General features: G+C 58.8%; 20 protein-coding genes. 14 read left to right on the forward strand and 6 right to left on the reverse strand.

What is annotated here, in order from left to right; translation table 11 throughout:
• The first annotated feature begins 95 nt into the window (after positions 1 to 95).
• The 6 genes from bioB to rplY all read left to right on the forward strand — a co-directional run bounded on the left by bioB (position 96) and on the right by rplY (position 5,787).
• A complete protein-coding gene (bioB, locus tag ABD997_RS14855; RefSeq protein ID WP_425557082.1) occupies positions 96 to 1,124 on the forward strand; it encodes a biotin synthase BioB in 1,029 nt (342 codons plus the stop codon).
• The gene (locus ABD997_RS14860; RefSeq protein WP_345317903.1) at positions 1,108 to 2,271 is read left to right on the forward strand and encodes an aminotransferase class I/II-fold pyridoxal phosphate-dependent enzyme; all 1,164 of its coding nucleotides are present in this window, start codon (positions 1,108 to 1,110) and stop codon (positions 2,269 to 2,271) included. The genes bioB and ABD997_RS14860 overlap by 17 nt, the downstream gene beginning before the upstream one ends.
• Entirely contained in the window at positions 2,268 to 3,029 is a 762-nt protein-coding gene (locus ABD997_RS14865) for a methyltransferase domain-containing protein (RefSeq protein ID WP_345317904.1), read from the forward strand. The genes ABD997_RS14860 and ABD997_RS14865 overlap by 4 nt, the downstream gene beginning before the upstream one ends.
• 1 nt (position 3,030) lies before the next feature.
• A complete protein-coding gene (gene bioD, locus ABD997_RS14870; protein WP_345317905.1) occupies positions 3,031 to 3,768 on the forward strand; it encodes a dethiobiotin synthase in 738 nt (245 codons plus the stop codon).
• A 112-nt stretch (positions 3,769 to 3,880) separates the two neighbouring features.
• Complete coding sequence (locus tag ABD997_RS14875; RefSeq protein WP_345317906.1) at positions 3,881 to 5,362, forward strand: L,D-transpeptidase family protein; 1,482 nt, start codon at positions 3,881 to 3,883, stop codon at positions 5,360 to 5,362.
• A 137-nt stretch (positions 5,363 to 5,499) separates the two neighbouring features.
• Positions 5,500 to 5,787 carry a 50S ribosomal protein L25 gene (gene rplY, locus ABD997_RS14880; RefSeq protein WP_345317907.1) on the forward strand — a complete coding sequence of 96 codons (288 nt, stop codon included), beginning with the start codon at positions 5,500 to 5,502 and terminating at the stop codon, positions 5,785 to 5,787.
• 82 nt (positions 5,788 to 5,869) lie between these two features.
• Here rplY and ABD997_RS14885 read toward each other — a convergent pair whose 3' ends face one another.
• Positions 5,870 to 6,505 carry a UPF0149 family protein gene (locus ABD997_RS14885; protein WP_345317908.1) on the reverse strand — a complete coding sequence of 212 codons (636 nt, stop codon included), beginning with the start codon at positions 6,503 to 6,505 and terminating at the stop codon, positions 5,870 to 5,872.
• A gap of 328 nt (positions 6,506 to 6,833) precedes the next feature.
• Between ABD997_RS14885 and ABD997_RS14890 the strand changes: the two genes are divergently transcribed.
• Positions 6,834 to 7,193, forward strand: a complete 360-nt coding sequence (locus ABD997_RS14890; protein ID WP_345317909.1) for a hypothetical protein — start codon at positions 6,834 to 6,836, stop codon at positions 7,191 to 7,193.
• A 31-nt stretch (positions 7,194 to 7,224) separates the two neighbouring features.
• Here ABD997_RS14890 and tamB read toward each other — a convergent pair whose 3' ends face one another.
• Together tamB and ABD997_RS14900 are read right to left on the reverse strand one after the other, a co-directional pair.
• Positions 7,225 to 11,010 carry an autotransporter assembly complex protein TamB gene (gene tamB / locus ABD997_RS14895; RefSeq protein WP_345317910.1) on the reverse strand — a complete coding sequence of 1,262 codons (3,786 nt, stop codon included), beginning with the start codon at positions 11,008 to 11,010 and terminating at the stop codon, positions 7,225 to 7,227.
• Positions 11,007 to 12,842 (reverse strand): autotransporter assembly complex protein TamA, encoded by a 1,836-nt coding sequence (locus ABD997_RS14900; protein WP_345317911.1) that lies wholly within the window; start codon positions 12,840 to 12,842, stop codon positions 11,007 to 11,009. The genes tamB and ABD997_RS14900 overlap by 4 nt, the downstream gene beginning before the upstream one ends.
• Positions 12,843 to 13,121: 279 nt before the next feature.
• Between ABD997_RS14900 and ABD997_RS14905 the strand changes: the two genes are divergently transcribed.
• Positions 13,122 to 13,538, forward strand: a complete 417-nt coding sequence (locus tag ABD997_RS14905) for a CBS domain-containing protein (RefSeq protein ID WP_345317912.1) — start codon at positions 13,122 to 13,124, stop codon at positions 13,536 to 13,538.
• Between the two features lie 108 nt (positions 13,539 to 13,646).
• On the forward strand, positions 13,647 to 14,432 hold the full coding sequence (cysE, locus tag ABD997_RS14910) for a serine O-acetyltransferase (protein WP_345317913.1): 786 nt from the start codon (positions 13,647 to 13,649) through the stop codon (positions 14,430 to 14,432).
• A 115-nt stretch (positions 14,433 to 14,547) separates the two neighbouring features.
• Here the strand turns inward: cysE and ABD997_RS14915 are convergent, their stop codons facing one another.
• The gene (locus tag ABD997_RS14915) at positions 14,548 to 15,159 is read right to left on the reverse strand and encodes a LysE family translocator (protein WP_345317914.1); all 612 of its coding nucleotides are present in this window, start codon (positions 15,157 to 15,159) and stop codon (positions 14,548 to 14,550) included.
• Positions 15,160 to 15,630: 471 nt separating this feature from the next.
• On the opposite strand from ABD997_RS14915, the gene ABD997_RS14920 reads away from it, so the two are divergent.
• Both ABD997_RS14920 and ybaK read left to right on the forward strand, forming a co-directional pair.
• Entirely contained in the window at positions 15,631 to 16,395 is a 765-nt protein-coding gene (locus tag ABD997_RS14920; protein WP_345317915.1) for a DeoR family transcriptional regulator, read from the forward strand.
• Between the two features lie 72 nt (positions 16,396 to 16,467).
• Entirely contained in the window at positions 16,468 to 16,941 is a 474-nt protein-coding gene (ybaK, locus tag ABD997_RS14925) for a Cys-tRNA(Pro) deacylase (protein ID WP_345317916.1), read from the forward strand.
• A gap of 236 nt (positions 16,942 to 17,177) precedes the next feature.
• Here ybaK and ABD997_RS14930 read toward each other — a convergent pair whose 3' ends face one another.
• Together ABD997_RS14930 and ABD997_RS14935 are read right to left on the reverse strand one after the other, a co-directional pair.
• Positions 17,178 to 17,438: a DUF5062 family protein gene (locus ABD997_RS14930; RefSeq protein ID WP_345317917.1), complete on the reverse strand. Its 261-nt coding sequence runs from the start codon at positions 17,436 to 17,438 to the stop codon at positions 17,178 to 17,180.
• Positions 17,439 to 17,706: 268 nt separating this feature from the next.
• Positions 17,707 to 19,254 (reverse strand): hypothetical protein, encoded by a 1,548-nt coding sequence (locus tag ABD997_RS14935; RefSeq protein ID WP_345317918.1) that lies wholly within the window; start codon positions 19,252 to 19,254, stop codon positions 17,707 to 17,709.
• Between the two features lie 1,082 nt (positions 19,255 to 20,336).
• On the opposite strand from ABD997_RS14935, the gene ABD997_RS14940 reads away from it, so the two are divergent.
• The 3 genes from ABD997_RS14940 to ABD997_RS14950 all read left to right on the forward strand — a co-directional run bounded on the left by ABD997_RS14940 (position 20,337) and on the right by ABD997_RS14950 (position 22,898).
• Entirely contained in the window at positions 20,337 to 20,624 is a 288-nt protein-coding gene (locus tag ABD997_RS14940; protein ID WP_345317919.1) for a hypothetical protein, read from the forward strand.
• A 123-nt stretch (positions 20,625 to 20,747) separates the two neighbouring features.
• Positions 20,748 to 21,218 (forward strand): hypothetical protein, encoded by a 471-nt coding sequence (locus tag ABD997_RS14945; protein WP_345317920.1) that lies wholly within the window; start codon positions 20,748 to 20,750, stop codon positions 21,216 to 21,218.
• Positions 21,219 to 21,590: 372 nt separating this feature from the next.
• A complete protein-coding gene (locus ABD997_RS14950) occupies positions 21,591 to 22,898 on the forward strand; it encodes a serine hydrolase domain-containing protein (RefSeq protein WP_345317921.1) in 1,308 nt (435 codons plus the stop codon).
• Positions 22,899 to 23,120 lie beyond the last annotated feature (222 nt).

Here is a 23,120-nt window from a genome sequence, read left to right on the forward strand (position 1 = left end):
TTAGTCAATCTTGGTTTCTGGTCGGCGTTGACAGTGTAAGGGCCGTGAGTAAGCTAGCCAATAGCTTTTCCAAGGAACGATACCCCCAAATGAATATGGAACCGACCCCTTTGCGTCATGACTGGCAACTGCCGGAGATCCAGGCGCTGTTTGCGAAGCCTTTCAATGATCTCCTGTTCGAAGCGCAGACGGTGCATCGTCAGCACTTTGCGCCGAACCAGGTGCAGATCTCCCGCCTCCTGTCGATCAAGACCGGTGCCTGTCCGGAGGACTGCAAGTATTGCCCGCAAAGCGCTCGCTACCACACCGGCCTGGAAACGGAGCAGCTGCTTGAGGTGGAGAAGGTGCTGACTGAAGCCCGTGCCGCCAAGGCCGCCGGGGCCAGCCGGTTCTGCATGGGTGCCGCCTGGCGTCATCCCCGGGAGCGCGACATGCCTTACGTTCTCAAGATGGTACGCGAGGTTAAGGCGATGGGGATGGAGACCTGCATGACCCTGGGGATGCTCAGCGCTGAGCAGGCCCAGGCACTGGCCGAGGCGGGACTGGATTATTACAACCACAACCTGGATACCTCGCCGGACTTCTACGGTGAGATCATCTCCACCCGCAACTACCAGGATCGCCTGGATACCCTGGCGCAGGTGCGCCAGGCGGGGATGAAGGTGTGCTCCGGCGGGATCCTAGGAATGGGCGAGCAACCCAAGGACAGGGCCGAGCTGTTGCGCCAGCTGGCGAACATGGAGGCCCACCCGGAGAGCGTACCGATCAACATGCTGGTGAAAGTGCCGGGAACGCCGATGGCGGGTCAACCGGATCTGGATCCGCTGGAGTTTGTCCGGGCCATCGCGGTGGCCCGGATCCTGATGCCCAAATCCCATGTCCGTCTCTCGGCCGGCCGGGAAAACATGACCGACGAGTTGCAGGCGCTCTGCTTCTTCGCCGGCGCCAACTCCATCTTCTACGGGTGCAAACTCCTGACCACCGCCAACCCGAGGGAGAACGACGACATGCGCCTGTTCGAACGACTGGGGATCGTCCCGGAAGGGGCGGCACCGACTCATCTGGAAGATCTTCAGCCCGCCCCGGCCGCCTCCGACGCGCTCTTCTATGACGCCGCTCAGTGAACCCTGGCAATCCCGGGCCGAGGGGGTGATCCAAGAACGCCAGGCGCAGGATCTGCTGCGCCGGCGTCGTTGTGTTGAGTTCACCTCTCCCCGGACCCTGATCTGTGACGGGCGAACCTACCTGCAGTTCGCCAGCAATGACTACCTGGGCCTGGCCTTTGACGATGGGGAGCTTACCTCCCTGAGTCCGGAGCGGACCGAGTCCGCCCGGCGTCGCGGCGCAGGAGGCTCGGCCCTCATCTGTGGCTATCAGCCGGCGCATCAGCGCCTGGAGCAGGCACTGTGTGAAGCGACCGGGTTTGAAGCGGCACTGTTGTTCAGCTCCGGCTTTGCCGCCAATGCCGCCCCGTTTGCCCTCTGCCGCGCAGGTGATCGGATCCTGGCGGACAAGCTGGTGCACGCCAGCGTTGTTGATGGTGCCCAGGCCTCTGAGGCCAGCCTGCGCCGCTTTCCCCATAACGACATGGCGACTCTCACCCGTTGGCTGGAGGCCTCGGACTCTCCCACCATGGTGGTTTCCGAGTCGGTGTTCTCGATGGATGGCGACCAGGCTCCCATGGCGGATCTGGTGGCGCTGTGCCGCCGCCACGGAGCCCTGAGCTGGCTCGACGACGCCCATGGTTTTGGGGTGATCGGCAAGCATGGCCTGGGGGCCAGTGAGCTGGCCCGGCCGGACCTGCTTACGATCACCTTCGGTAAAGCCCTGGGGGCCAGCGGCGCGGCGCTGCTGGGCAGCCGGGGGCTGATTGAGGCGATTCTGCAGTCGGCCCGCCACTACATCTTCTCCACCGCGATGCCGGTGGACCTGGCCGACCATCTGGTATTCCAGTTGAAAAGGGCAGCGCAGCCGGGACCCCGTCAGCATCTTGCGGATCTGATCGCCCACTTTCGTCGTGGCGCCCGGGCACAGGGGTGGAGTTTGCTGGACTCTGAAACGCCGATCCAGCCCCTGGTCCTGGGTGGCAGTGACGCGGCCCTGGCGCTCTCGGCGGCACTGGAAGCCGAGGGGATCTGGTGCCCGGCGATACGGCCACCCACCGTACCCCGGGGCCAGGCGAGGCTGCGCATCGTGTTCAATGCCGGTCACCGGGCTGAGGATGTGGATAGGCTGCTGACCGCACTGGCGGTTTTGGGGTCAAAACCATGACCCGGCCACTGAATAGCGAGGCGGTGGCGGCCTGCTTTGGCCGCGCCGCCCAAAGTTACGATGGACAGGCGCAGTTGCAGCAGTGGGTCGCGGATCGTCTGCTGGCGGGGATCACGCCGGCCGAGATGTGGCTGGATATTGGCGCCGGCACCGGTTACGCCACCGCCCGCTTGCCGGCCGGGACTGTGCTGGCCCTTGACCTGGCGCTGCCGATGTTAAAACAGGGGCGGGCGCTGGGGCGGATCCGCCATCCGCTGTGCGCTGACCTGCACCGATTGCCCCTTCGACCCGGGCGTCTTGATGGGATCTGCGCCAACATGGCGCTGCAGTGGAGCCAGGATCTGCCCGCGACGCTTCGGCAACTTTATGACCTGCTCCGTCCCGGCGGCCAGTTGCGATTCAGCGTGCCGGTGGCCGGATGCTTCCCCCAGTTGGCGCCTTTGATTCACCAGGGGCAACTGGGTTGCCACCAATTTTCGCCGTCGGCGCAGCTGGCCGAAGATCTCGCCGCTGCGGGGTTTGCACAGATCCGGGTTGAAACCTTGCGTCATACCCTCTACTACGACACGCCAAAGGCGCTGCTTGGCCATTTCAAGGCCACAGGCGCCAACCGTCATGCATCCGGAGGACACCAGGGGCTTCGGGGACGGCTGTGGTGGGAGCAGGTGGTGGCGTCGCTGGAGCAGCACCGAACGGACGCGGGGATCCCGTTAACCTGGCAGACCGGCCTTTTTACCGCCTTACGAAGCGGAGAGTGAGATGATCTACTTTGTTACCGGTACCGACACCGATGTGGGTAAAACCCGGGTTGCCGCGGCGCTGCTGACGGCGGCGGCACGCCAGGGATTGAACAGCCTCGGGTTGAAGCCCATTGCGGCGGGTTGTGAGCAGAGCGAACAGGGATGGCGCAATGACGATGCGTTGACCCTGATGGCCGCCAGTACCCAATCCCTGCCTTACGAGGCGGTGAACCCCTTCGCTTTCGAACCTCCCATCGCGCCCCACCTTGCCGCCGAGCGGGTTGGGGTGACGCTGTCGGTCACGGCGCTGCAACAAAAGCTGCCGTTGACGGCCATGGCCAACGCGGAGTTTTGCCTGGTTGAGGGGGCGGGCGGCTGGCAGTTGCCGCTCAGCGGTTCACAGAGCCTGCCGGATTGGGTCGTGCATAACGGTTGGCCGGTGATCCTGGTGGTGGGGATGAAGCTTGGCTGCCTTAACCACGCCCTGTTGACCGCCGATGCCATTCGACGAGACGGGCTGCGGCTCGCCGGCTGGATTGCCAACCGGATCGATCCCGATATGGCCCTCTTCGAACAGAATCTGGCAACGCTGGAGGCTCGACTTGGCGCCCCAAGGCTGGCCACGATACCCTTTGAGCCGGATGGTATGGCGGGGGCTGTTGCGGCCTGCACAGAGGCTGTCAGTCGGTTGCAATCCCAGGATGAGTCAAGCCAAGTGCCTCATTTTTCAGAGGCAACCGGAAGTCGGCTCAGATAGGGCCAGCGATGATCAGAGCAGAGGTATCGAGGGGGACGCAACTTCCTATTCCCGGAGCGTTCATAATTAACTGAGGGTTCTCTTTTGAACGACGTTGTCCCGGGTGTAGTGAATGAAGCGGTACCTGTGGTTGTGGCTCCAGTCTCTGATCTTGTTCCTGCTGCTGTTGGGCCAGGTGCTGGCGGCGGAACCCCTGTGGTTCGCTGGTAAGAGCCCGCGCAGTGCCGCCCGGGAGCTTGAGGCACAATTGACCACGGTGGTAGCCGCTCAGATCGACCCTCGATTTGAGGCCCTTCGGCGCGCCCTGGTTGAAGAGAGTGAGCTCCAGGATATTGAAACCCGCAGCCGGCTCTACAGCGATGCTTACCAGCTGCTGGCGGCATTTTGGCAGGAGCTCTACCGTCGCCCGGCGGGGAAGCTGGATCTTAACGAGCCTTTTCTCCTGGTACCGGACGACAGTTTGCTGCCACGCTTGACGGAGGCAGCGCGCGACGCCCGCCTGATGGAAGCGGTTCTTCAGTTGGAGCCGCTCTTTGATGACTACCTGCTTACCCGAAACTGGATCCGCCACTACCTGTCCCTGCCGGCCCCGCCAACGCTTAAAGGGCCGTTACGCTTGATCGCGCCGGGTGAATGGGCGGACGAGGTGGTGCTGATCCGCCAGCGCCTGGTCGATCTCAACCTGATGCCGCCCAACGATGGTGGCCAGTGGATGGACAGTGCGCTGGTCGCCCGTATCCAGGACTTCCAGAGCCAACATGGCCTGGCCGCGGATGGCGTCGTCGGGCCGTCGACCCGTTACTGGCTCTATCTTTCCGGCAGGGAGCGGGCGCGACTGTTGGCCCGTTCGCTGCTGCGCCAGGTGCATGACCACCACTTTTTTGCCCGGGATCACTTCAGGGTCAACATTCCCGGCTTCCAGGCGGTCTGGGTGGAGGGGCAGCAGATCCGTTTTCGGTCGAAAGTGGTGGTGGGCAGGCTTCAACGGCAGACGCCGACCATGCACAGTGCGCTCAAATACGTGGTGATCAACCCCAGGTGGAACGTGCCGCGTTCGATTCTCAGGCGCGACATCTTACCCAAGATCGCTTCGGATGGCGGTTTCGTGGCCCGTCATGGCTACGAAGTGGTGGGGGCAGAAGGACAGGTGCTGGCGCTCACCGAGGAGCAGATCCAATCTGCGGCTCAGCAGGGGTTCCCCTACCGGTTGCGCCAGAAACCGGGGCCGGGCAATGCCTTGGGGCGCTACAAGTTTTATCTGGATAATGCCCGGGCCATCTACCTGCATGACACGCCAGAGAGTCACCTGTTTCGCTATCGCCAGCGCGCGTTCTCCTCCGGCTGTGTTCGCCTGGACCAGGCGGAGGAGCTGGCGTACCAGCTCCTGCATCGAAACCGGACCTCGGCCTCACAGATCGCGCGCTGGCAATCTCGACGGGAGCCCAAGTGGGTCGAGATCACAGAGCCGGTTCCCACCTACCTGGTATACTGGACCGCCTGGATAGAGGGGGGACAGCCCCAGTTTCGTCGGGATATTTATGGTTGGGAGCGCCCCACTTCCGAGGTCACCACCGTTCGCCAATCGCATCGCTGAGACCCTGTCGGGTTCCCAGGTTAATGGCGCTTGTTGGGGCTATAGCCCTGTGGTAGACTCCCTCCGCTTTTTTCTAAGCAAGCTACGGGCCTTGGTCGCAAAGGCCCGTACTTTTTTTTGATATTGAGGTTTTTACCATGTCTTTTACTTTTGAAGCCAAAGTCCGCACCGATGCGGGGAAAGGTGCGAGCCGCCGCCTGCGTCACGCTGGTCTGATCCCGGCCATCATCTATGGTGGTGAGGCTGCTCCGGTATCCATCGAACTGGATCACGACAAAATCCTGCACGCCCAGGATGAAGAAGCTTTCTACACCTCCGAACTGACCCTCGTTATCGACGGTAAAGAGGAGAAAGTGAAGGCGCAAGCGATGCAGCGTCACCCGTACAAGCCCAAGGTTAACCACATCGACTTCGTTCGCGTGTAACCTGACGCTTTACGTAGAAAGGGCTCCCAATTGGGAGCCCTTTCTGCATCTGGGCTGTTGAAATCAAGAGACCAATGACGCCTCAGTGGGAGAGGGGCGATGAGGTGGTGCTGTCTTGCTTTGTCGCCTCTTTGCTATGCCAGGACTGCATGTAGTTCAGGGCATCCTTGACCGCATCGATGAGCAGCGTCGGCTCAGGCTCGGCCCCGTTTCGCCACGCAACCGCATGGGGTTCCTCGGAGCCGAGCGTGGCTACGTAGCCCAGAAGCTCTGCGCAGGCGGCGATCTCCTCGAGTTGCTCCTCGTCACTCACCTCTTTCCAAGCATCCCTCAGCCATTGGTAACCAAAATAGTAGCCGGCCAGCCACTCCCTAAGTGGCTGATGAATCTCGCGACGTTCGAGCGCCTGCAGGTGCTCCTCCATCAGTGTCGGCAAGGGCCGGGATTTCATCACCACCTCTTGATGGACCTGGTTGTACAGCATAAACAGGCTATCCATGGTATCAGCCTCAAATGGCCAATAGCTCTTTTCGGGCTCGACGCCGGCGATGGCACTGCTCCAGAGGGAGGGGTCCAGCGTCCGCGGGTGGCAGTGCAGATGGGCCAGAAACCCTTTTGCCTGGTTCAGGCCAAGACCGCCCCGCGTAACACAGTCCTCAAGCAGGACACCGAGTTGCTTTTCTTCATGTTTGGTCAGCTTGAATTTCATTCTTGCCATCTGGGTATCTGTCAGTTTGCCTTAGGGTCGCACGTTTTTGCTGGAAAACCAGTGCTTCTTACCGAAAATTGTGCCTTCAGTCGCAACCTTTCTCTGCCGCGATTGGACGAAAAAGCGCGCAAGAATGAGCGCGGTTCATGCGCCAGTTAACAGTTACTGGATTGTTACTTGCGCTCGATGGCCGTTTCTGGAATGTTGCCGTTGTGTTCGTGGTCGTAGCGATATTCTTGCCGCCGAAGCGAGCGCGCTTCTCATTTGTCTTGGTGCCTGGCACTCGTTAGGGATGACAGGGCACGGGATACTGGACTGGAATGGATGCAAGGTGAGAATGAGCATGGTGTATTTTGATGCGCGGACGCCACCCCTGGGTGGATGGGCAGTGTGGTTAACCCGGGTGGCCCTGGTTCTCTGCGCGGTTGGAGGGGCGTTAGCGGTGCAATGCCTGGAGCCGGTAACGATCTCGGCCCCCCTGGAACACCTCCTGCTCTGTCTGGGCAGTAGTTTGCTGCTGCTGGGCTTCCTGTTTGGGGTGCCCGCTAACCTGGCCCTGTTGAGGCAGGTTCAGCGAGTCGGTCGTGATCTCTCCGGTCGGGAGTGGTTGCTGGTCGTTCCCAGTTGTCTCATCACCTTCGTCGCCCTGGCGATGGTGATGAACTGGGCCGGCCACCTGCTGATGCAGGGGTACTGAACCGGCAGGGCGGTGCAGAACACCCCCTGATTCAGTCGATATCGAAGGAGTAGTAGATATCCAGTGACTGCTGCGCCGCATCGGAGATCTCGTTGACCGCCTCAAGCCACAGCCGCTGCATCAGCTGGTAGCGCAGGGTTAACTCGTTAACCGCATCGAATACCCCCACGCCGTACTTAAAGTACATCCGGGAACCCACATAACCGCTGATGGTGACCTGGGTATCGTCGCCGGCCCCCTCGGTATCCAGGGCGAGATCGCGCAATCCCAGTCCCTCGCCGATGGTGCTGACCACGCCGCCGGTGGTGCCGACCCCGAGACTCAGGGCCGCAGAGGTGAGCAGGGCGCTGCTACCGCTGTTAGCGCTGCCATCACTGCTGAGGCCCTGGCCCCGGGTGAGGTAGGAGAGGATCTCCTGCTGCTCCATGGCGGGGGTGGAGAAGAGCGACAGCTTTGGTGTGTTTGGGGTACCGGTGATGCGGACACCCACGGTGACGTCATCCTGTTCGATCTCCCGGGTGGCTTCCACATCCAGGTTGGGTAGGGTGGTGGGCCCGTTAAAGCTGACCTGTCCCCGGTCTACCCGAAGCTTCTGGCCAAAGGCCTCGAACCGCCCCTCCCTGAGCAGCACATCCCCGAACATCTGTGGCGGTTGTCCACGGCTCTGACGAAGGGTGAGATCGCCGGCAAGCTGCCCCGTCATGCCGAGGGCGTTGATGGCGATGTTGTCCCCGAGCAGGATCCGAATCGCCAGTTCCGTATTGGTACTGGTGATGGGCGCCTCTTCGGCCTGACTGTCGATAAAGATCACATCGTCACTGACCTGGACGGCGTTCTCAGGCAGAGAATCGATGGTGACCCCCCCATCGCTCAGGGCCACCTCTCCCTTGATCGAGATGCGGTCCTGATCGAGGGCCAGGTTCAGGTCCGGTGCCGCCGTGATGGTGACCATGGGGGGGTAGTAAAGCTCCAGGCCGCTGCCGCTCAACCGCAAATTGCTGCGAAACCCTTGCCGCCAGTCAATTTCCCCCTTAAGTTGGCCCGTACCCTGGCCCGCCATGAAGTCGCCGTTGAGCCGACCCTGCATCGCCTCAAAAGCGACATCGACGGTCAGTTCGCTTACCTCGGTTGGGTTACCCAAAGCCTGAAACCTCCCTTCGGTCAGGGCCAGTCTTCCTGTCACTTCCGGGTTCTCCAGATCCCCGGAAATCACAAGGTCACTGGCCAGGTGGCCCTGTGCCACGTTGAGAAAGTCAAACCATGCCAGGTAGGGTCCCAGGTCCAGTTGTCGGGCCACCAGCTCCCCCTCCAGCGCGTAGGGGGAGCTGGTACCGGCGTTAAGGTTGAGAGTCAGGTCCTCCTCGTCATTGACGTCGACAGCGGCATCGAGGTGAACCCCCTCCGGGGTCAGGTTCAGGCGCGCTTCGACTTTGCGCCAGGTCAGCCGGGTGGGGGCCAGCCCATCGCCGCCACTGAGCAGCACTTCGCCATCCCGATCGGTGAGGGCCAGTGTCAGCCTGGGTAGCTGTCCCGGCTGCCAGTTCAGGTAGAGGTTGCCTTCGATTCGGGAGGTTGATTGCATCCGATCCGGTAGCCAGGGCTCCAGTAGCTGGGCAGTCTGGGCGTTCAGGCGAGCCGCCAGGGCGCCCTGTTGGCCGAGCAGCGCGGGGTCATCAAAGCAGAGCTCGGTACCACGAGCGCGCCAACAGTGGGCCCCCAGGGTCAAGGTGCCGGCGGCGAGATCCACGAGAAGGTCCGCCTCGTCCACCATCTCCCAGGGCCATTGAGGCCAGAGGAAGGCGCCCCGTTGCCAACGCCCCTGCCAGCGCTGGGACGCCTGATCCAAGGAGCCGGACAGGGCGAGCTCAATGGGGTAGGGGCCCGCGACCGACAGCTTGGCGGATTGGTCAGAGAGTGATCCTGTGCTGGAAAATTGCAGCTGCCCCAGGGACTCATTGGCCTGCCTAAGGGTCTCGGTCTCCAGGTCGAGCCGGTAGGCGTGGTTGTCCAGCGGCTGGTAGCCGGCATTTAAGCGGGCCCGGGGCAGTGACAGTGCCTGATAGTACAGCTGCTCCGCTTGCCCCCGGAGTTGGATAGCGGGGTTATCTGCCGGGCCGTCGATGGCCAGTTCGAAGTCCGCGTTCCCGGTCAGTTCCGGCAGCCAGCGGGAGAGCTGCTCGGCACGCAGTTGACCCTCCATCTGCCACTGACCCTGGTTGACGCCGCCATCCATCGTCAGCTCGGTGCCGTTCAAGGTGATGAAGAGATCCCGGGCAAAACCCTGCCACTGGGCGTTGAAGCTGGCGGCGCCGCGTATCGCCAGCGGGTAGCCCATCAGTTGACCGCGAAGATCCGTATTGCTGACCGCGATCTGCCAATCCTCCGTTGTAAAGAACCCTTGGCTGATGAGCTGACCATCGAGCTTCAGATCCAACTCGGGCAGGAGTTGGGAGAGATCGAGCTGCTCGGTGAACAGGGTTGCCTGCCAACGCAGGCCGTCGCGGTAATCCAGGCTGCCCTGGAGCAAGGCCTGGCCAAGCTCACTCTGGACAGTGGCGTGGTGGATCTGCAGCAAGCCCGCGTCGTGCTGACCGAGGAGCATCAGCTCAAGCGGCGGGTGCTGCTGATCCTGCACCTCGCCACTGAGGGCAAAGCGCTGGTCGTCGAGGTTCCCTTCGCTGCGCAGCTTAACCCGGTGGGCCAGGTAGTCGGGCTCGCCGCTCAGGGGCCAGCTCAGTCGCTCTGCCTGCAGCTGTAGCTGGTAGGGCAGATCGGGCTGGGCCAGGTTGAGCCACCCCTGCAGCTGGGCAACCTGGTTCTCCTTGGTCTCAACCAGCAGGTTCAGCCGGCGAAAGCCGCCGTGGGCCCGAACACTCAAGGGTTGCGCCTGTAACTCTGGTAGCCAGGGTAGCTGGTGGATCTCACCGCTCAGCAGGGCGTTCATGGGGTAGTCCTCACGAAAGTCCATGCTGAAACGGCCGGCAAGGTCCGCCCAGTTGTGCTTGAGGATGAGGTCGTCCAGGGCCAGTCGGGTATGCTTCCAGGCACCCCGGGCGCGCAGGGTGGTGACCTTGTGCTCTTGATCTGCCAAAAGCAGCTGGCTGTCGATGATGGCAACGTCGTTGAGTTGTAGCTCAAAGGGCAGGATGACCTCCGGCAGCTGCGCCAGTGGCCAGTCGCTGTCCTCCTCCTGCGGTCTGGCCCCCGTTTCGGCGTCATCCGTTTTTGCCACCTGCGCCTCGTCACCGCCCAAGGGGATCAGGATCTCGGCCTGCTCCAGCTGGACCCGGCGCAGGGCCAGCAGGGTGTCCTCCAGCAACACTTGCCCCCTGATCCGGTGGGCACGATAGGACATGTCATCCACCCGCACATCGATACGGTTGAGGTCAGCCTGCGCAACCGCGATGGCAATAGGCAGGCCGATGCCACTGTAGACACCTGGCACCGGCTTAGCTTCCTCCTCTTCAGGCTGCGACTCTGTTGCCAGATCGACCTGGACGCTCACGGCGCCGGCATAGACAGACTCGGCGCAGAGCTCACGCTTGAGCAGGCAGCTGAGGCGCCACTTCGCCTGCACGTCGTCAACCTCAACCTCAACGCCATCGAGGCGCAGACCAAAGTGCGTCAGGGATACACCTCGGTTCAGGGTGCCATCCCGGTACTCGATGCTGACCATCGGCAGCAGGCGATCGGCACAAAACAGGGCGAACCGCGTGCCGATAGGCGTGCCAAGCAGCAGGGCCAGGATGACCAGCAGAGCCAGGGGAACCACCCCCAGTCCCATCAGCAGACGATGTATCTTGGGCTGCCAGCTCATAGTTCCGCTCCGATGGTGATGTGCAGGCGCCAGGGGGGATTATCCTCGCTCATCCCGTAGCCGACGTCGATACGCACCGGGCCGATGGGGGAGATCCAGTGCACGCCGGCGCCCACTGAGGTGATGATCTCAAAGGCTTCCGAGTCGTACACGTCAAAGGCGTTACCACTGTCGACAAAAGCGGCAACGCGCCAGCTGTTGGTCACGTAGTACTGGTATTCGACGCTGCCCACCATCAGGTAGCGCCCACCGACGTTGATGGTGGAGATGCTGCCGTCGTCGTTTGCTATGTCGACCTTGGGCCCCAGGGTCTGGTACGCGAAGCCCCGGATCGACTGGTCCCCACCGGCGAAGAAGCGCAACGAAGGCGCCAGTTCCAGCAGGTCATCGTCGTTGATCATGTTCAGGCCCAAGTCCAGTCGCGAGCTGATACGGTGGCGCGGACGAGGCGAGTTGACCATCCGGTACTGGGCTCGCAGTCGGACAATCCGCTGCTCCGAAAGCAGAGTGGGATCACCGAACTCGAAACGGTACTGTTGGCGAAAACCGCGACTGGGATCCAGCTGGGGGCCTGAGCGCCGTGTTTTGGAAAAGGTGACGCCAGGCAGCACATAGGACGCCTGAGGCGAGAGTTCTGCCTGCTCCCAGGTCTCCCGCAGGTAGCGGATGAAAGCGGTGCGGATCCAGCCATTTCGGGTGGTGGTTTTACGGCCGATGGAGGTTTGGTACTGGGTACTGTCGATATCCCCGAACTCCTCTTTGCCCACACTGGCACGAAACTGCAGCTGGTCTTTGATTGGGTGTCTCAGGGGGATGATGTACTCGAATCCGAGCTTGGGATTGATCTGGGCGATCTCCGCCTTGGTTTCCTGGCTGTGGCCGTACCGGTTGACCACCGGAGTGCGCCAGACCAGCGAGATCCGCCCTTGGGTATCGGTGGCGTAGCCGACGCCCACCTCGAAGGAGTGACGGGGGGGCGGCGTGATCCCGACTTCCACCGGCACCAGCCCATCCACGGCCTCATCCGGGTGCGGCAGCACCTTCACGGTTCGAAAGTAGCCGGAGCCAAGCAGGCCGTTGGTGAGCTCGGCGATCTGGTCGCTGTCGTAGGGGGTTCCGGGTTCGAAGGGAACCATCTTTTCAAGCAGATCCGGTTCCAGCTCCGAGGCCCAGAAATCCACCTCTCCGAGCCGATACCGAGGGCCGCTGTCGTACAGCAGGATAAGATTGGCCGTGTTGTTGTCCCTGTCCACCTCCAGCCGGTTTTGTTGCAACTGACCCTGAAAATAACCGCGAACCAGGCCCAGGGAGACCAGGGTGGATTTGATCTCTTCGTAAAGCCCGTGGTGGAGACGGTCGCCGGGGCCCAGTGGGAGGCGGTCCAACTCACGGCGGAAAGCGCGGTCATCCCGGGCCTCGCCGGTGACCATGACGATAACCTCACTGAGCCGTACCGGCTCGCCGGCGGATACGGTAAGGTTTAAGGTCCAGTCTTTTTTTCCCTGGTCCAGGGTGTAGTCGAGGGTGCCCTGATAGTAGCCAAGAGATTGCAGCGCCTTTTGAACATCATCCTCAAAACTGAACAGGAAGCTGGCCCGCTCCCTGGGGGTCGTGGGGAGGGGAGAGAGGTGAGCCCGGATGTTGTCCGCCACCGCGCCACTGACCCCCTCGAGTTTGAGCTTCAGTCCGCCACTTTTCTTGGCGCTTTCCGGGGGAGTCGCCTCCTGCTGTGTGCTTACCGCCGGGTCGTCACTGGGCCGGGTCTCGGGCTCGGCGGCCCCAAGGGGGGCGCAAAGCAGCGACAGGGCGACGATGACGAGACGTAGTGGCAAAGTAGGTTCCCGAAGCGTGCTGGAATCGATGACTCAATTGTGGATAGGCTTGGCCCCAACAACAATTGAAAGTGACTTAATTTTAATACCTTAGTCCTTGCCCGCCAATGAAAAACATTGTTAAAAAGAAGAGGTAGGATCCCTATGCGGTTTTCTTTGGTGATGCCACCCTCCCGGCGACAAAAAACCGACCGGGTCAATCGTCTTCACAGTGAAGATGAGCCAGGGCAAACGCGCTATGGTTAAAGGCAACCCAACATTAGTAGAAAAGGGGAAAGGATGGAATCGGTAAAAGTTCGCGATTATATGGAGCGTCACCCGGTAGTGTTGAAGGCCGACATGGCGCTCTCCAATGCTGTCGAGGCGCTGTTGGCAGAGAAGCAGAGCGGCGCCCCGGTGGTGGATGATGAAGGACGGTTGATTGGCTTTGCCTCAGAGAAGGATTGTCTCTCGCTGATGCTCAAAAGCAGTTATCACTGTGATCTCACGGCCAAGGTGGGTGAGGTGATGCGCACCGATGTATTGGTGGTCAGTCCGGAGGATTCCGTGCTGGAGCTGGCGGAGTCGATGCTGGGTCAGAAGCCGAAGATCTACCCGGTGGTCGATGAGGGTCGCCTGGTGGGGATGATCAACCGAACTCTGGTCCTCAAGGCCGTGGCAATCCACATGAAGGTCTGTTTCCGTCACGCGGTGTGATCCCGCCGGGCAAAGCCACCTGTTAAGCGGCGAACCCTTCGCCGCTTTGTCGTATCCTGCCCCCGAAACACTGTCTACGCTGAAAGAACCGCACAAGAGAGAAATCCGATGAAAAAAAGGATCTGGGAACAGCTACGCCGTGAGGCGGAAGTGGTCACCCGAAACGAACCCCTGCTGACCAGCTATGTGCACACCTGCATCCTGAGTCACAACAGCCTGGGCTCGGCGCTGGGGTTTATCCTGGCCAACAAGGTGGCGGATGAGGTGATGTCGGCGGTGGTGCTGAGGGAGTTGCTGGAGGAGGCCTATCGCCACGACGACAGCATCATCGATTACGCCGCGTTTGACATCGACGCGGTGTTTCATCGGGACCCCGCGATCAAGCAGCAGCTAACCATTCTGCTCTACCTCAAAGGGTTCCAGTCCATCCAGGTCCATCGACTGGCCCACTACCTCTGGAACCATGGCCGGGAAGCCCTGGCGCTGTTCCTGCAAAGCCGCAACGCCGAGGTGTACGGGGTGGATATCCATCCGGCGGCCAAGATCGGCAAGGGGGTGATGTTTGACCACGCTACCGGCATCGTGGTGGGGGAGACCGCTGTCATCGAGGACAACGTCTCCATCCTGCAGTCGGTGACCCTCGGTGGCACCGGTAATGAAGAGGGGGACCGTCACCCCAAGATCCGCAGCGGCGTGATGATCGGCGCCGGCGCCAAGGTGCTGGGCAACATCGAGGTGGGAGAAGGAGCACGGATCGGCGCCAACTCCGTGGTGTTAAACCCGGTTGCGCCCCATGTGACCGTGGTGGGGATCCCCGCCCGGCAGGTAGGTAAGTCCACCTTTGACCAACCCTGTGAGACCATGAACCAGAACTTCCTCAGCGACGGGATCTAGTTTCTCTACCGAACAGAAAAAGCGGGCCCATGACGTGGCCCGCTTTTTTGTTTCTACAGCCAGTATCCCATCGTTTGGCCTTTTACCGGGCGATGGCGCTCTTTACCGGCTTGCTTCAGGGCCACAGAACCCGGATGGCCACCAGGCTTAGGATCACCGCCGTGCCCCTGTCTAACCAGAGCTGGTTTCGTCCCAGCCAGCCCATCAGGGGGGTACGGGCGATCCCCAGTGCCACCAGGCAATACCAGAGGGCGTCGATGCCGCCGGCGGTGCCCATCATCACCATCTTGGTCTGCCAGGTGGCTGCGCTGTCGACAAACTGGCTGAACAGGGCCAGGAAAAAGAGGGCAATCTTGGGATTCAGAAAGGCGACCAGGAATCCCCCGATAAGCCCCTGGTAACGGCGGTAGGGATCCCGAGAATCGGTCGCGGCGGTATCCTTAGTGGCGGGTTTTATCGCCTGCCAGGCGAGGTAGAGCAGGAAGGCGGCACCGGCATAGCGCACCAGGTCGAACAGCCAGGGCAGCTGTGTGATCAACACCCCAAGGCCCATCGCCACCAGCAGGGCGTAGAGGGCGATACCGGCGCCGTGCCCGAGGGCGGTGGCGAGCCCCTGGCGTATGCCCCCCTGTACCGTGTTGCGGATCACCAATGCCAGGGAGGGGCCGGGGCTGATCGCCCCCAGGGTGCAGATGGCGGCCAGCGACAGCCACAGGGTAAAGGACATGCAATCGACTCGTATGGTATGAAGATCAGAGCCCTAAGGTTAACGGAGCCGACGCGCAGACAAAAGCCGGGCCTGTTCGTCCGTTTTAGCCAAGCCCACCGCGCCGGCTAATCGGCTGGATATCAAAGCGGGGTCGATGCCCTGCACGGGGTACAGGCGACGGAAAGGGAAAAACTGGCATACAGTTAGGGCATGGCACCGGCGCCTCCGGGGTGGCGATGAGCCCGCTGGCACTGTGCACGCTGGAGGCTTCAGGGCTGGGCCACAATTCCGGTACCTCAGTGACCTAAGGCTCTGCCGGCGGCAAATAGCATAGGGAGACGCGGAATGTGGCGCAATTCGCAACTGGGGCTCAGGACACCCTCTTACTCTGTTCAGTTACCTCCGGCTGAGATAATATTGCGCGAATAATTTAATGCGTTGATAGATATGGCCGACCTTCCCGGGGCCGGAGCTTGATAGGATAGGAATATGATCCCTGCGGAACGACAACGAATCATCCTGAAGATGCTGGAAGCTCAGGAGATCTGCACCATCAATGAGCTGACCGAAAAGCTGGCGGTTTCCCATATGACGGTGCGCCGCGATATTGCCAAGCTGGAGGCGAAGGGGCGGGTGTTTTCCGTGGCTGGCGGCGTCCAGCGTACCGAGGCGATCCGAGAGGAGCTGACCCACAACACCAAGAAGAGCCAGAACATCGAGGTGAAGCGGGCGCTGGGCCGTGCCGTGGCCGAGATGATCCCGGAGCGTTCGACCGTTTACCTGGATGCGGGCTCCACCATGATGGAGGTGGCCCGACAACTGGTGGATCGCGCCGATATCCTCCTGGTCACCAATGACTTCTTCATCTCCTCCTTCCTGGCGGAGCATGGCCGCTGTGAGATCTACCACACCGGCGGCAAGGTCGAACGCAGCAACAACTCCTGTGTTGGTGAGCAGGCCAAAGCTTTCCTGCGCCAGGTCAATATCGATGTGGCCTTTATCGCGACCGCCTGCTGGGACAGCCGTGGGATCTCCAGCCCCAGCGAAGACAAGGTGGTGGTGAAGCAGAAGGTGGCGGAGGTCTCCAAAGAGGTGATCCTGGTGTGTGACTCCAGCAAGTTCGGTAAAACCGGCACCTTCCTGGCCCTGGCCAACGACGCCTTTGACCGTGTGGTGACCGACGACGGCCTGCCGCAGCCCTTCGCCGACCAGTTGGCGACCCAGGAGATCGAGGTGATCCGCGTCGCCCGCTGATCCCCCGTTGTCGAATGATTTCAGAACCCGGTTGCCCTGAGGGAGCCGGGTTTTCCTTTTCAAGGAGCCGCTATGACCCCCGCCGTTAATGCCGCAAAACGGGCCAAGATCGCCCACACCCTGCACAGCTATCGCCATGACCCTGCCGCCGAGTCCTACGGAGAGGAGGCGGCACAGGCACTGGGGCTGGACGCGACCCGGGTCTTCAAGACCTTGCTGGTGAGTGACGAGGCGGGGCGACTCGCCGTCGCCGTGGTGCCGGTCTCAACCAAGCTGGATCTCAAAGCCCTGGCCAAGGCCTGGGGGGTAAAGAAACTGGCGATGGCACAGCCCGTGGCGGCGGAGAAGGCCACAGGCTACGTGGTGGGGGGGATAAGCCCGCTGGGGCAGAAAAAACGTCTGCCCCTGTTCCTGGACGCGGGGGCGGAAGGGCTGTCCACGATCTTTGTTTCCGCCGGACGGCGGGGGTTGGAGATTGAACTGGCTCCCAAGGACCTGTTGGCACTGACCCAGGGCCGCTTCGCAACCATTGCCCGCGAAGGGTAACCCAAGGCGGCTTCATCGCGGCTTGCAGTCATTTCCGCTCGGTGTTCGAAACCATGCTCTTAGGAACTAGGAACTAGTTCCTAAGAGCTTTGTGCTCCACTGCATCAGGTTGCTCTCGCGAACGGTAGGGTGAAGCACAATTCGGAACAGTTATTTAGGGTCGTTGCGGTGCCCTAAGCCCCGCCGACACAGGAGCGGGGGGAGACACAAAGGCGCCCGGTGGGCGCACTGCCGTGTTACTGCAGCAGGGGGTGATCCTCCGGCAGCTTGGCGGCGATCCACTTGGCCAGGCGTTGACGCATGTGCAAGCCGTTCTCCTGATCTTCAGGCAGCGGCGCCAGCAGCTTATCGTTGATCAGCAGCCGGTAGATGCACTCCACCTTCTGATCCGCCGAATCCGTCGGGTTGAAGGGTTTGTAGCCCCGTTTAATGGCGTAATCCTGGCCCACTTCCAACGCCTTCTTCAGCAGCGCTTTCTCATTTTTCAGCTTCTTCATAGCATCCTCGCACGCTTTTCCCTCCAGCATACCCACTGCGGCGCAGGATGTCCCCGTCGTGTCGACGAAAAGGGACGCTTTGTCTCTGGGAGCGCTGCGAAGTTAGGTGCTGGATGCTCGGAGTTGATTGCTAGAAAGAGCCGGGCCGAAGTGGCTGACTTAAAACCCTATCGTTCAATATTTTGGAAAATAAGGTAATTGAGACAGAGAAACCTATAAAAAATAAGGCCCACTCTGGCGAGTGGGCCTTATTTCGTGTTGACCACCGTTACTTGGCGGTAAAGGCGTTGATGGTGAATTTATCTCCGGTGCCGGTGTAGTTTGAGTCGCCACCGCGCCAGAAGAAGTTCCCATTTAGCGGGCGAATGCCTGCCCATTCGATGTAGTTGGTACGAACGGTATAGTGGCCGAATTGAGCCATGAACGCGTCTTTCTCCAAGGTGACATTCTTACCTTGGGATTTATCGAAGATACTAACTTTGCCTGCATTGTTACCGCTCAGGAACAGGTCGGCGCGTACTTTCTCACCGTCTTCATCCAGCAGATAGATGTTGATGTGGTGAGGTGCGGCATCGAACGCGATATCGAAGTTCATCTCATATTCAGAGATCGACTTGGCTTCAACGTCTCCCTGGTAAACGATAGGGGCAGCACCGTTAGTCATGGCGGTGACTGCGCCGGTTTCGGCATCGACAGTCACATCGGTGGCACCAACGATCCAGTCAGTGCGCACAGCGGGGTCTACGCCCTCTGCGGGTTTGACGGTGGCATTGAATGCTTTGATGGTAAAGGTGTGGCGCCCGCTGTAGCTGGAGTCACCCATACGGTAGATGAAGTTGGCGTAATCGGGCTTGAAGATGTTCCCGTTATTGAAATCGGTGCGCACCAGCCAATCACCGTACTGCTCCAGGAAGCTGTCGAATGAGTCGTACATTACCCATTCATTTTGCTCTGCTTCACAGTTGTACACTTCAACCTGGCCAGCGTAGTTGCCGGTGATATGAAGATCGCCGCGGCATTCAATCCCGTCTGCGTTTCTCAGGTAGAAGTTGACGAAAGTGCTAACGTCTGTGTCTTCGAAGTCGACATCGAAGCTCAGTTCGTACTGGTTCAGTGCTACTGGCTCAAGCTTGTCACCAGCAGAGTCCACCATTGAGATGGAGACATTGGCGGCTTTGCCATCGGTCATGCCGGTAATGCTGCCATCTTTTTCGATGGTGAGATCGACAACGGAACCCTGGATACGGTTGGGATTCACAGGGACGGCGCCACCGAAGTCAATCTCTTCTTCACCCCACTCGATGTCAGGGATCTCCAGGCCGCCTTCAGCAGAGTTCAGCTTGAACTTGTAATGGATCCCGGCTTTATCTTGGAAGTTGGTGTAGAGCAACCCAAATGCGGTTTCATTCAACATCACAGAACCGCGAGCCGTAACATAGCCGTAGTCGTATTCACCGGAGTCACCGGCAAACAGCTCTACACCGTTTACGGTAGTGCTATAAACGTGCTCGGACTTTTCCATGGTGACAAAGGCGTAATCCTCGTTCTCCATGAGGATGGTTACGTTTTCGTAGCCTGAGTCCAGTTGCTCCTCACCTTGCAGCGAGAAGGATGCAACAGTCTTTTGGGACATGTCGTCAGCATGGCGCTCGTGTTCGATGCTCAGCGTTGCGTTTTCAGGTACTCGCAGGCTGAAGGTGTCGGAGAGTGCGATATCGGTGCGGTACACCTCGCCATTAACCCGCAAGATGTAGTCATCGGTCTCCAAATGATGATCATAGCCTTGGCTGTCAACCAACTGATCGCCCTGTGACATAGGGATAGACTCCATATCAATATGGAAGCCGATGTTCACATCTTGGTACTTAGGGCTGCTAGTGTCTCCATCGCACCCCGTGAGGGCCAGGACGAGAGAAGTGCCGACGACACTTAAAGAGAGTTTATTCATGGGTTTGTTGTCACTTTGCTGGCGGGTGTCAAAAATATGGCGCGGAGGCTATCAATTGAGCTTGTGGGCGGCAATGGCAAATTGTTCAGTTGTGATTTTCGTCACAACTGCTTTTCGATTGACATGTTGATTCTTTGTTTTATTTGTGAGAGCAGCTTGGTGGTTGTTTTATTTGAGTGGGCCGCGTTGTAGTCAGGTCAATTTTTAACTCTTGTTTGTGCTTGTTGGGTTCCGCGATGTAAAACCTCGAGCGGTTGCCAATGTCGTGAAAGAAGCTCTTATTGAATATGCCCCATTTGTGACGTCCAACGGTTAAGGGTTTTGTAGAAGAAGGACCGACTCCTCAAGCATCCCCCCTCAGAAATTTGGTAATAGGAGTAGGGTTGGGTGCTTCGCCATTGACCGATTTATATGGCTTTACTGCACAGAGGAGATAGCGAATGAGACTTTCCCGCTTCCGGCCGACGAGAGAACAGGCCCGCCCTCCTTTCAGATTCTTCATGGCATCCTCGCACGCTTTTCCCTCCAGCATACCCACTGCGCCGCAGGATGTCCCCGTCGTGAAGATGAAAAGAGACGCTTTGGTGCTGGGATTGCTGTGAAGCTAGGTGCTGGGCCCTAGTTCCTAAGAGCCCGATCAAAGCCTGAGACTTCTGGGCTTACACGAAAGTGGAGCATACTTAGGATCAGCTGTTTAGGTGCCGGGGGAGGGCGGTGCGACAATAGCTGCAACTTAGCGGAAAGTGGTCACTGGTGGACCTGGCGCACTTTCACCGCACGGATGCGCAGTTTCGCCCAGAGAGCAGCCGAACATGTCTTTTAACACATTGATTTAGCTAGACTTGATTGCTATGTTGGGCGAACGTTCACTGGTGTTATTACGCCTGGTGAGTTGCCGAAAGCCTTGCGACCGGCGCAATAAAACCACTGTTATGTAACTAGGGAAAGTGATGCAACCTGATAGTCAATCGACAGAGTTACGGCAATTAGTTAAAGATGCTAGGTGGGCTATTTGGCTTTTTGTGGTAGTAAATTTCTTCGTATTAGTTTTCTTTCTGGCTGACGGTATATTCAACGAATTTGTATTTGTCCTTTTATTCATTCAATCTGCTTTATTAATTTTTTGGCTGCTACCAGTATTTTGTTATCAAGTGTTTGTCAAAAAGTTACGAGTCAAACTGGCATTTTATAAAGCGCTGGCATCATACAAAGAAGCAATAGGTCACGTTTCGTGGTAGCGTTACATAACAAGCTAATAAACAAGGACAAAAAACAGTTTGCTGTTTTCGTTCCTCAACATTTTAGCAAACAATTTTTTGCCCATTATTAGGGCGTTAGCTCTCTAAACTAAGGATTGGCTGTTGAGAAAAGTTTTAGGTGTTTTAATTGTTGCTTATATTGTTTATGGATGGCTTGGTTATTTTTGGGATAATTCAGAAGGATCAAATAAGCTAGCTAAATTTAGTAATCTAACTTTTGAAGATATTGTCTCAATTGAAGCGATAAATTCAGAGTATATTAATGTGACAAATTTAGCATTAAATTCCACCCAATCAAAAGAACTATTAATTCATGCTATTACTACTGCAGAGCAATCATCAATAGCTAAGAGACCACCCAAAAACACCAAGCTATATATCAAAATTAAAACAAAGAACGACACCATAGGTTTGAATCTTATGGTTCCACTTACCAAAAATGATGAAATGTATTTTGTTGTTGTAGATCGGGTTTATGATGGTGAAAGTTACACTCAGGATAGTTATGGTAGCTTTGTAACTACTGGGCTTTACGAATTTTTAGTTGAAGCAAAGTTAGTAAACGAGAGCTAACAAGAATTTCAAGCGGGACTTGAAGTTGACCCGTTTGAATGGACACTCAATCACAAGCGATTCAGGCGTCATTTGGAGCGGCATGAGCGAAGGCGCTTTCCGGCTTCCGCCATTGAGCGAATACCTCGCTGACATTGGTAAAGGTTCATGGCGGGATGAAAGTCACAAGCGTCTGATATTTAATGATATTTCAACATCCAATCCGGGATAATCTGTGCAGACTAATTTCGTGATGCAGCAATCGAAACGTAACATCTCTTGCTGATGACGCCCCCTGTCTCGTGATACACAACCTACACCGCTGTGCGCACGTCGGGCCGGTATCGGCTTCCTGCCACAAACGCTTTTAGGTCATTGAACAAGGAGATCCCAATGACACGCTCGTTGATGACGTCACTGTGCCTCGCTACTGCCCTGGTGACACCAGGCCAAGTCCTTGCCGCCGAACGAACCCCGCTTGAGGAGTTTGTCGAAGGTTTTCCCATCGAGTTGGCGGAGCGCACCATCGCGGCCAGTTTGCCGGTCTGGATGGCGGGTGGGGACGAGTCCCACTACTGGAGCATGCGCACGTCCGAAGTCCTGCCCACTGCGATCGTGCCGCGCCGCATTCCGACGATGGCGCTGGGCGAACGCCTGATGCCGCAGATCGGCGCAATCAAGGCGGAGACGGAAAACTTTGGCAGCCTGACCCTCAATGAATTTCTCGCCCGCTCCGACAGCTTCTCCCAGGCGTTCATGGTGATCCACAAAGGGAACATCGTGTTCGAGTCCTATCCCCGGATGCGCCCGTCAGACCATCATGTCTGGATGTCCAACGCTAAGCCAACCGCGTCGCTGTTGATTGAGATCCTGATAAGCCAGGGGCTGATCGATGAAAACGCCCCGATGTCTGATTACATCAAGGAGTTCAAGGGCACCGCCTGGGAGGGGGTCACCGTCATCCACACGTTGAACATGGCCTCCGGCCTCGACATCGACGACACTGCGGCCACCCGCGCCGATCCTAACTCCCACCCCCATCGTCTCTACCTGGCCGAGTTCAACCGCCCCTACAAGGGCAAGGTTGAGCGGATGATCGATGTGCTGGCCGATGCAAAGTACGGCTCTAAGCCGGGCCAGAAGTTCGTTTATGCCTCGGCGCACACCCAGGCGCTGGTACTGCTGGCGGAAGCCGTCACCGGCGAACGTTGGGCGCAGAGCTTTGACCGTCTGGTGTGGTCGAAGATCGGTTCAGAAGGCCCGCTGCAGGTCCACACCAGTCCGGATGGCGTTGCCCTGGCGCATGGTGTGATCTCCAGTCGGTTGGCGGACATGGCGCGCTTCGGCATGCTCTATACCCCCAGCTGGAACAAGATTGCCACCGAGCAGGTGGTTACCGATGAGATCCTGGCGCGGATCCAGGACGGCGTTCAGTCCCATGAATTCCTGATGGCCGGTGACAACGGGCCGACCTACTCCTTCATCATGGGAGATGGTGACGCGCCGACCTTTGTCTCCAGCTCTCGCCAGTGGGATCTGCTCTGGGAAGATGGCGATATGTGGAAAGGTGGGATGATGAGCCAGGGGCTCTACGTCTCCCCTGACAAGGACCTGGTTATCGTCTACGTCTCGACCAATAACGACGACCACTCCATCCACCGCTGGATGCGGCCCATCGCCACCTCCGGCCTGTTCGAGTAATGCGCTGGCTAAGTCGCTGATCCTGAATATGCGTCACTTTCGTGCCAGCTTCCAAGCCTGAGGCTTGGATCCGGCTCTTAGGAACTAGGGCCCAGATCCTAGTTCCTAGCTCCTAGCTCCTAGTTGTAGACTTCCAACACGTTGTTCACACCAAGTCGGCTGACTGGTGGTTTTCTATCCAAGCTCCCGTGGGGTCTGACGTGGTTATACCATGACAGGTAA

The organism is Ferrimonas gelatinilytica (genome assembly GCF_039544205.1).
GTDB lineage: Bacteria > Pseudomonadota > Gammaproteobacteria > Enterobacterales > Shewanellaceae > Ferrimonas > Ferrimonas gelatinilytica.

What these genes read in the sequence shown, in the direction of transcription:
- bioB (WP_425557082.1), top strand. Translation starts at nt 96, where the DNA reads ATGGAACCGACCCCTTTGCGTCATGACTGGCAACTGCCGGAGATCCAG.
- ABD997_RS14860 (WP_345317903.1), top strand. Translation starts at nt 1,108, where the DNA reads ATGACGCCGCTCAGTGAACCCTGGCAATCCCGGGCCGAGGGGGTGATC.
- ABD997_RS14865 (WP_345317904.1), top strand. Translation starts at nt 2,268, where the DNA reads ATGACCCGGCCACTGAATAGCGAGGCGGTGGCGGCCTGCTTTGGCCGC.
- bioD (WP_345317905.1), top strand. Translation starts at nt 3,031, where the DNA reads ATGATCTACTTTGTTACCGGTACCGACACCGATGTGGGTAAAACCCGG.
- ABD997_RS14875 (WP_345317906.1), top strand. Translation starts at nt 3,881, where the DNA reads ATGAAGCGGTACCTGTGGTTGTGGCTCCAGTCTCTGATCTTGTTCCTG.
- rplY (WP_345317907.1), top strand. Translation starts at nt 5,500, where the DNA reads ATGTCTTTTACTTTTGAAGCCAAAGTCCGCACCGATGCGGGGAAAGGT.
- ABD997_RS14885 (WP_345317908.1), bottom strand. Translation starts at nt 6,505, where the DNA reads ATGGCAAGAATGAAATTCAAGCTGACCAAACATGAAGAAAAGCAACTC.
- ABD997_RS14890 (WP_345317909.1), top strand. Translation starts at nt 6,834, where the DNA reads ATGAGCATGGTGTATTTTGATGCGCGGACGCCACCCCTGGGTGGATGG.
- tamB (WP_345317910.1), bottom strand. Translation starts at nt 11,010, where the DNA reads ATGAGCTGGCAGCCCAAGATACATCGTCTGCTGATGGGACTGGGGGTG.
- ABD997_RS14905 (WP_345317912.1), top strand. Translation starts at nt 13,122, where the DNA reads ATGGAATCGGTAAAAGTTCGCGATTATATGGAGCGTCACCCGGTAGTG.
- cysE (WP_345317913.1), top strand. Translation starts at nt 13,647, where the DNA reads ATGAAAAAAAGGATCTGGGAACAGCTACGCCGTGAGGCGGAAGTGGTC.
- ABD997_RS14915 (WP_345317914.1), bottom strand. Translation starts at nt 15,159, where the DNA reads ATGTCCTTTACCCTGTGGCTGTCGCTGGCCGCCATCTGCACCCTGGGG.
- ABD997_RS14920 (WP_345317915.1), top strand. Translation starts at nt 15,631, where the DNA reads ATGATCCCTGCGGAACGACAACGAATCATCCTGAAGATGCTGGAAGCT.
- ybaK (WP_345317916.1), top strand. Translation starts at nt 16,468, where the DNA reads ATGACCCCCGCCGTTAATGCCGCAAAACGGGCCAAGATCGCCCACACC.
- ABD997_RS14930 (WP_345317917.1), bottom strand. Translation starts at nt 17,438, where the DNA reads ATGAAGAAGCTGAAAAATGAGAAAGCGCTGCTGAAGAAGGCGTTGGAA.
- ABD997_RS14935 (WP_345317918.1), bottom strand. Translation starts at nt 19,254, where the DNA reads ATGTCACAGGGCGATCAGTTGGTTGACAGCCAAGGCTATGATCATCAT.
- ABD997_RS14940 (WP_345317919.1), top strand. Translation starts at nt 20,337, where the DNA reads ATGCAACCTGATAGTCAATCGACAGAGTTACGGCAATTAGTTAAAGAT.
- ABD997_RS14950 (WP_345317921.1), top strand. Translation starts at nt 21,591, where the DNA reads ATGACACGCTCGTTGATGACGTCACTGTGCCTCGCTACTGCCCTGGTG.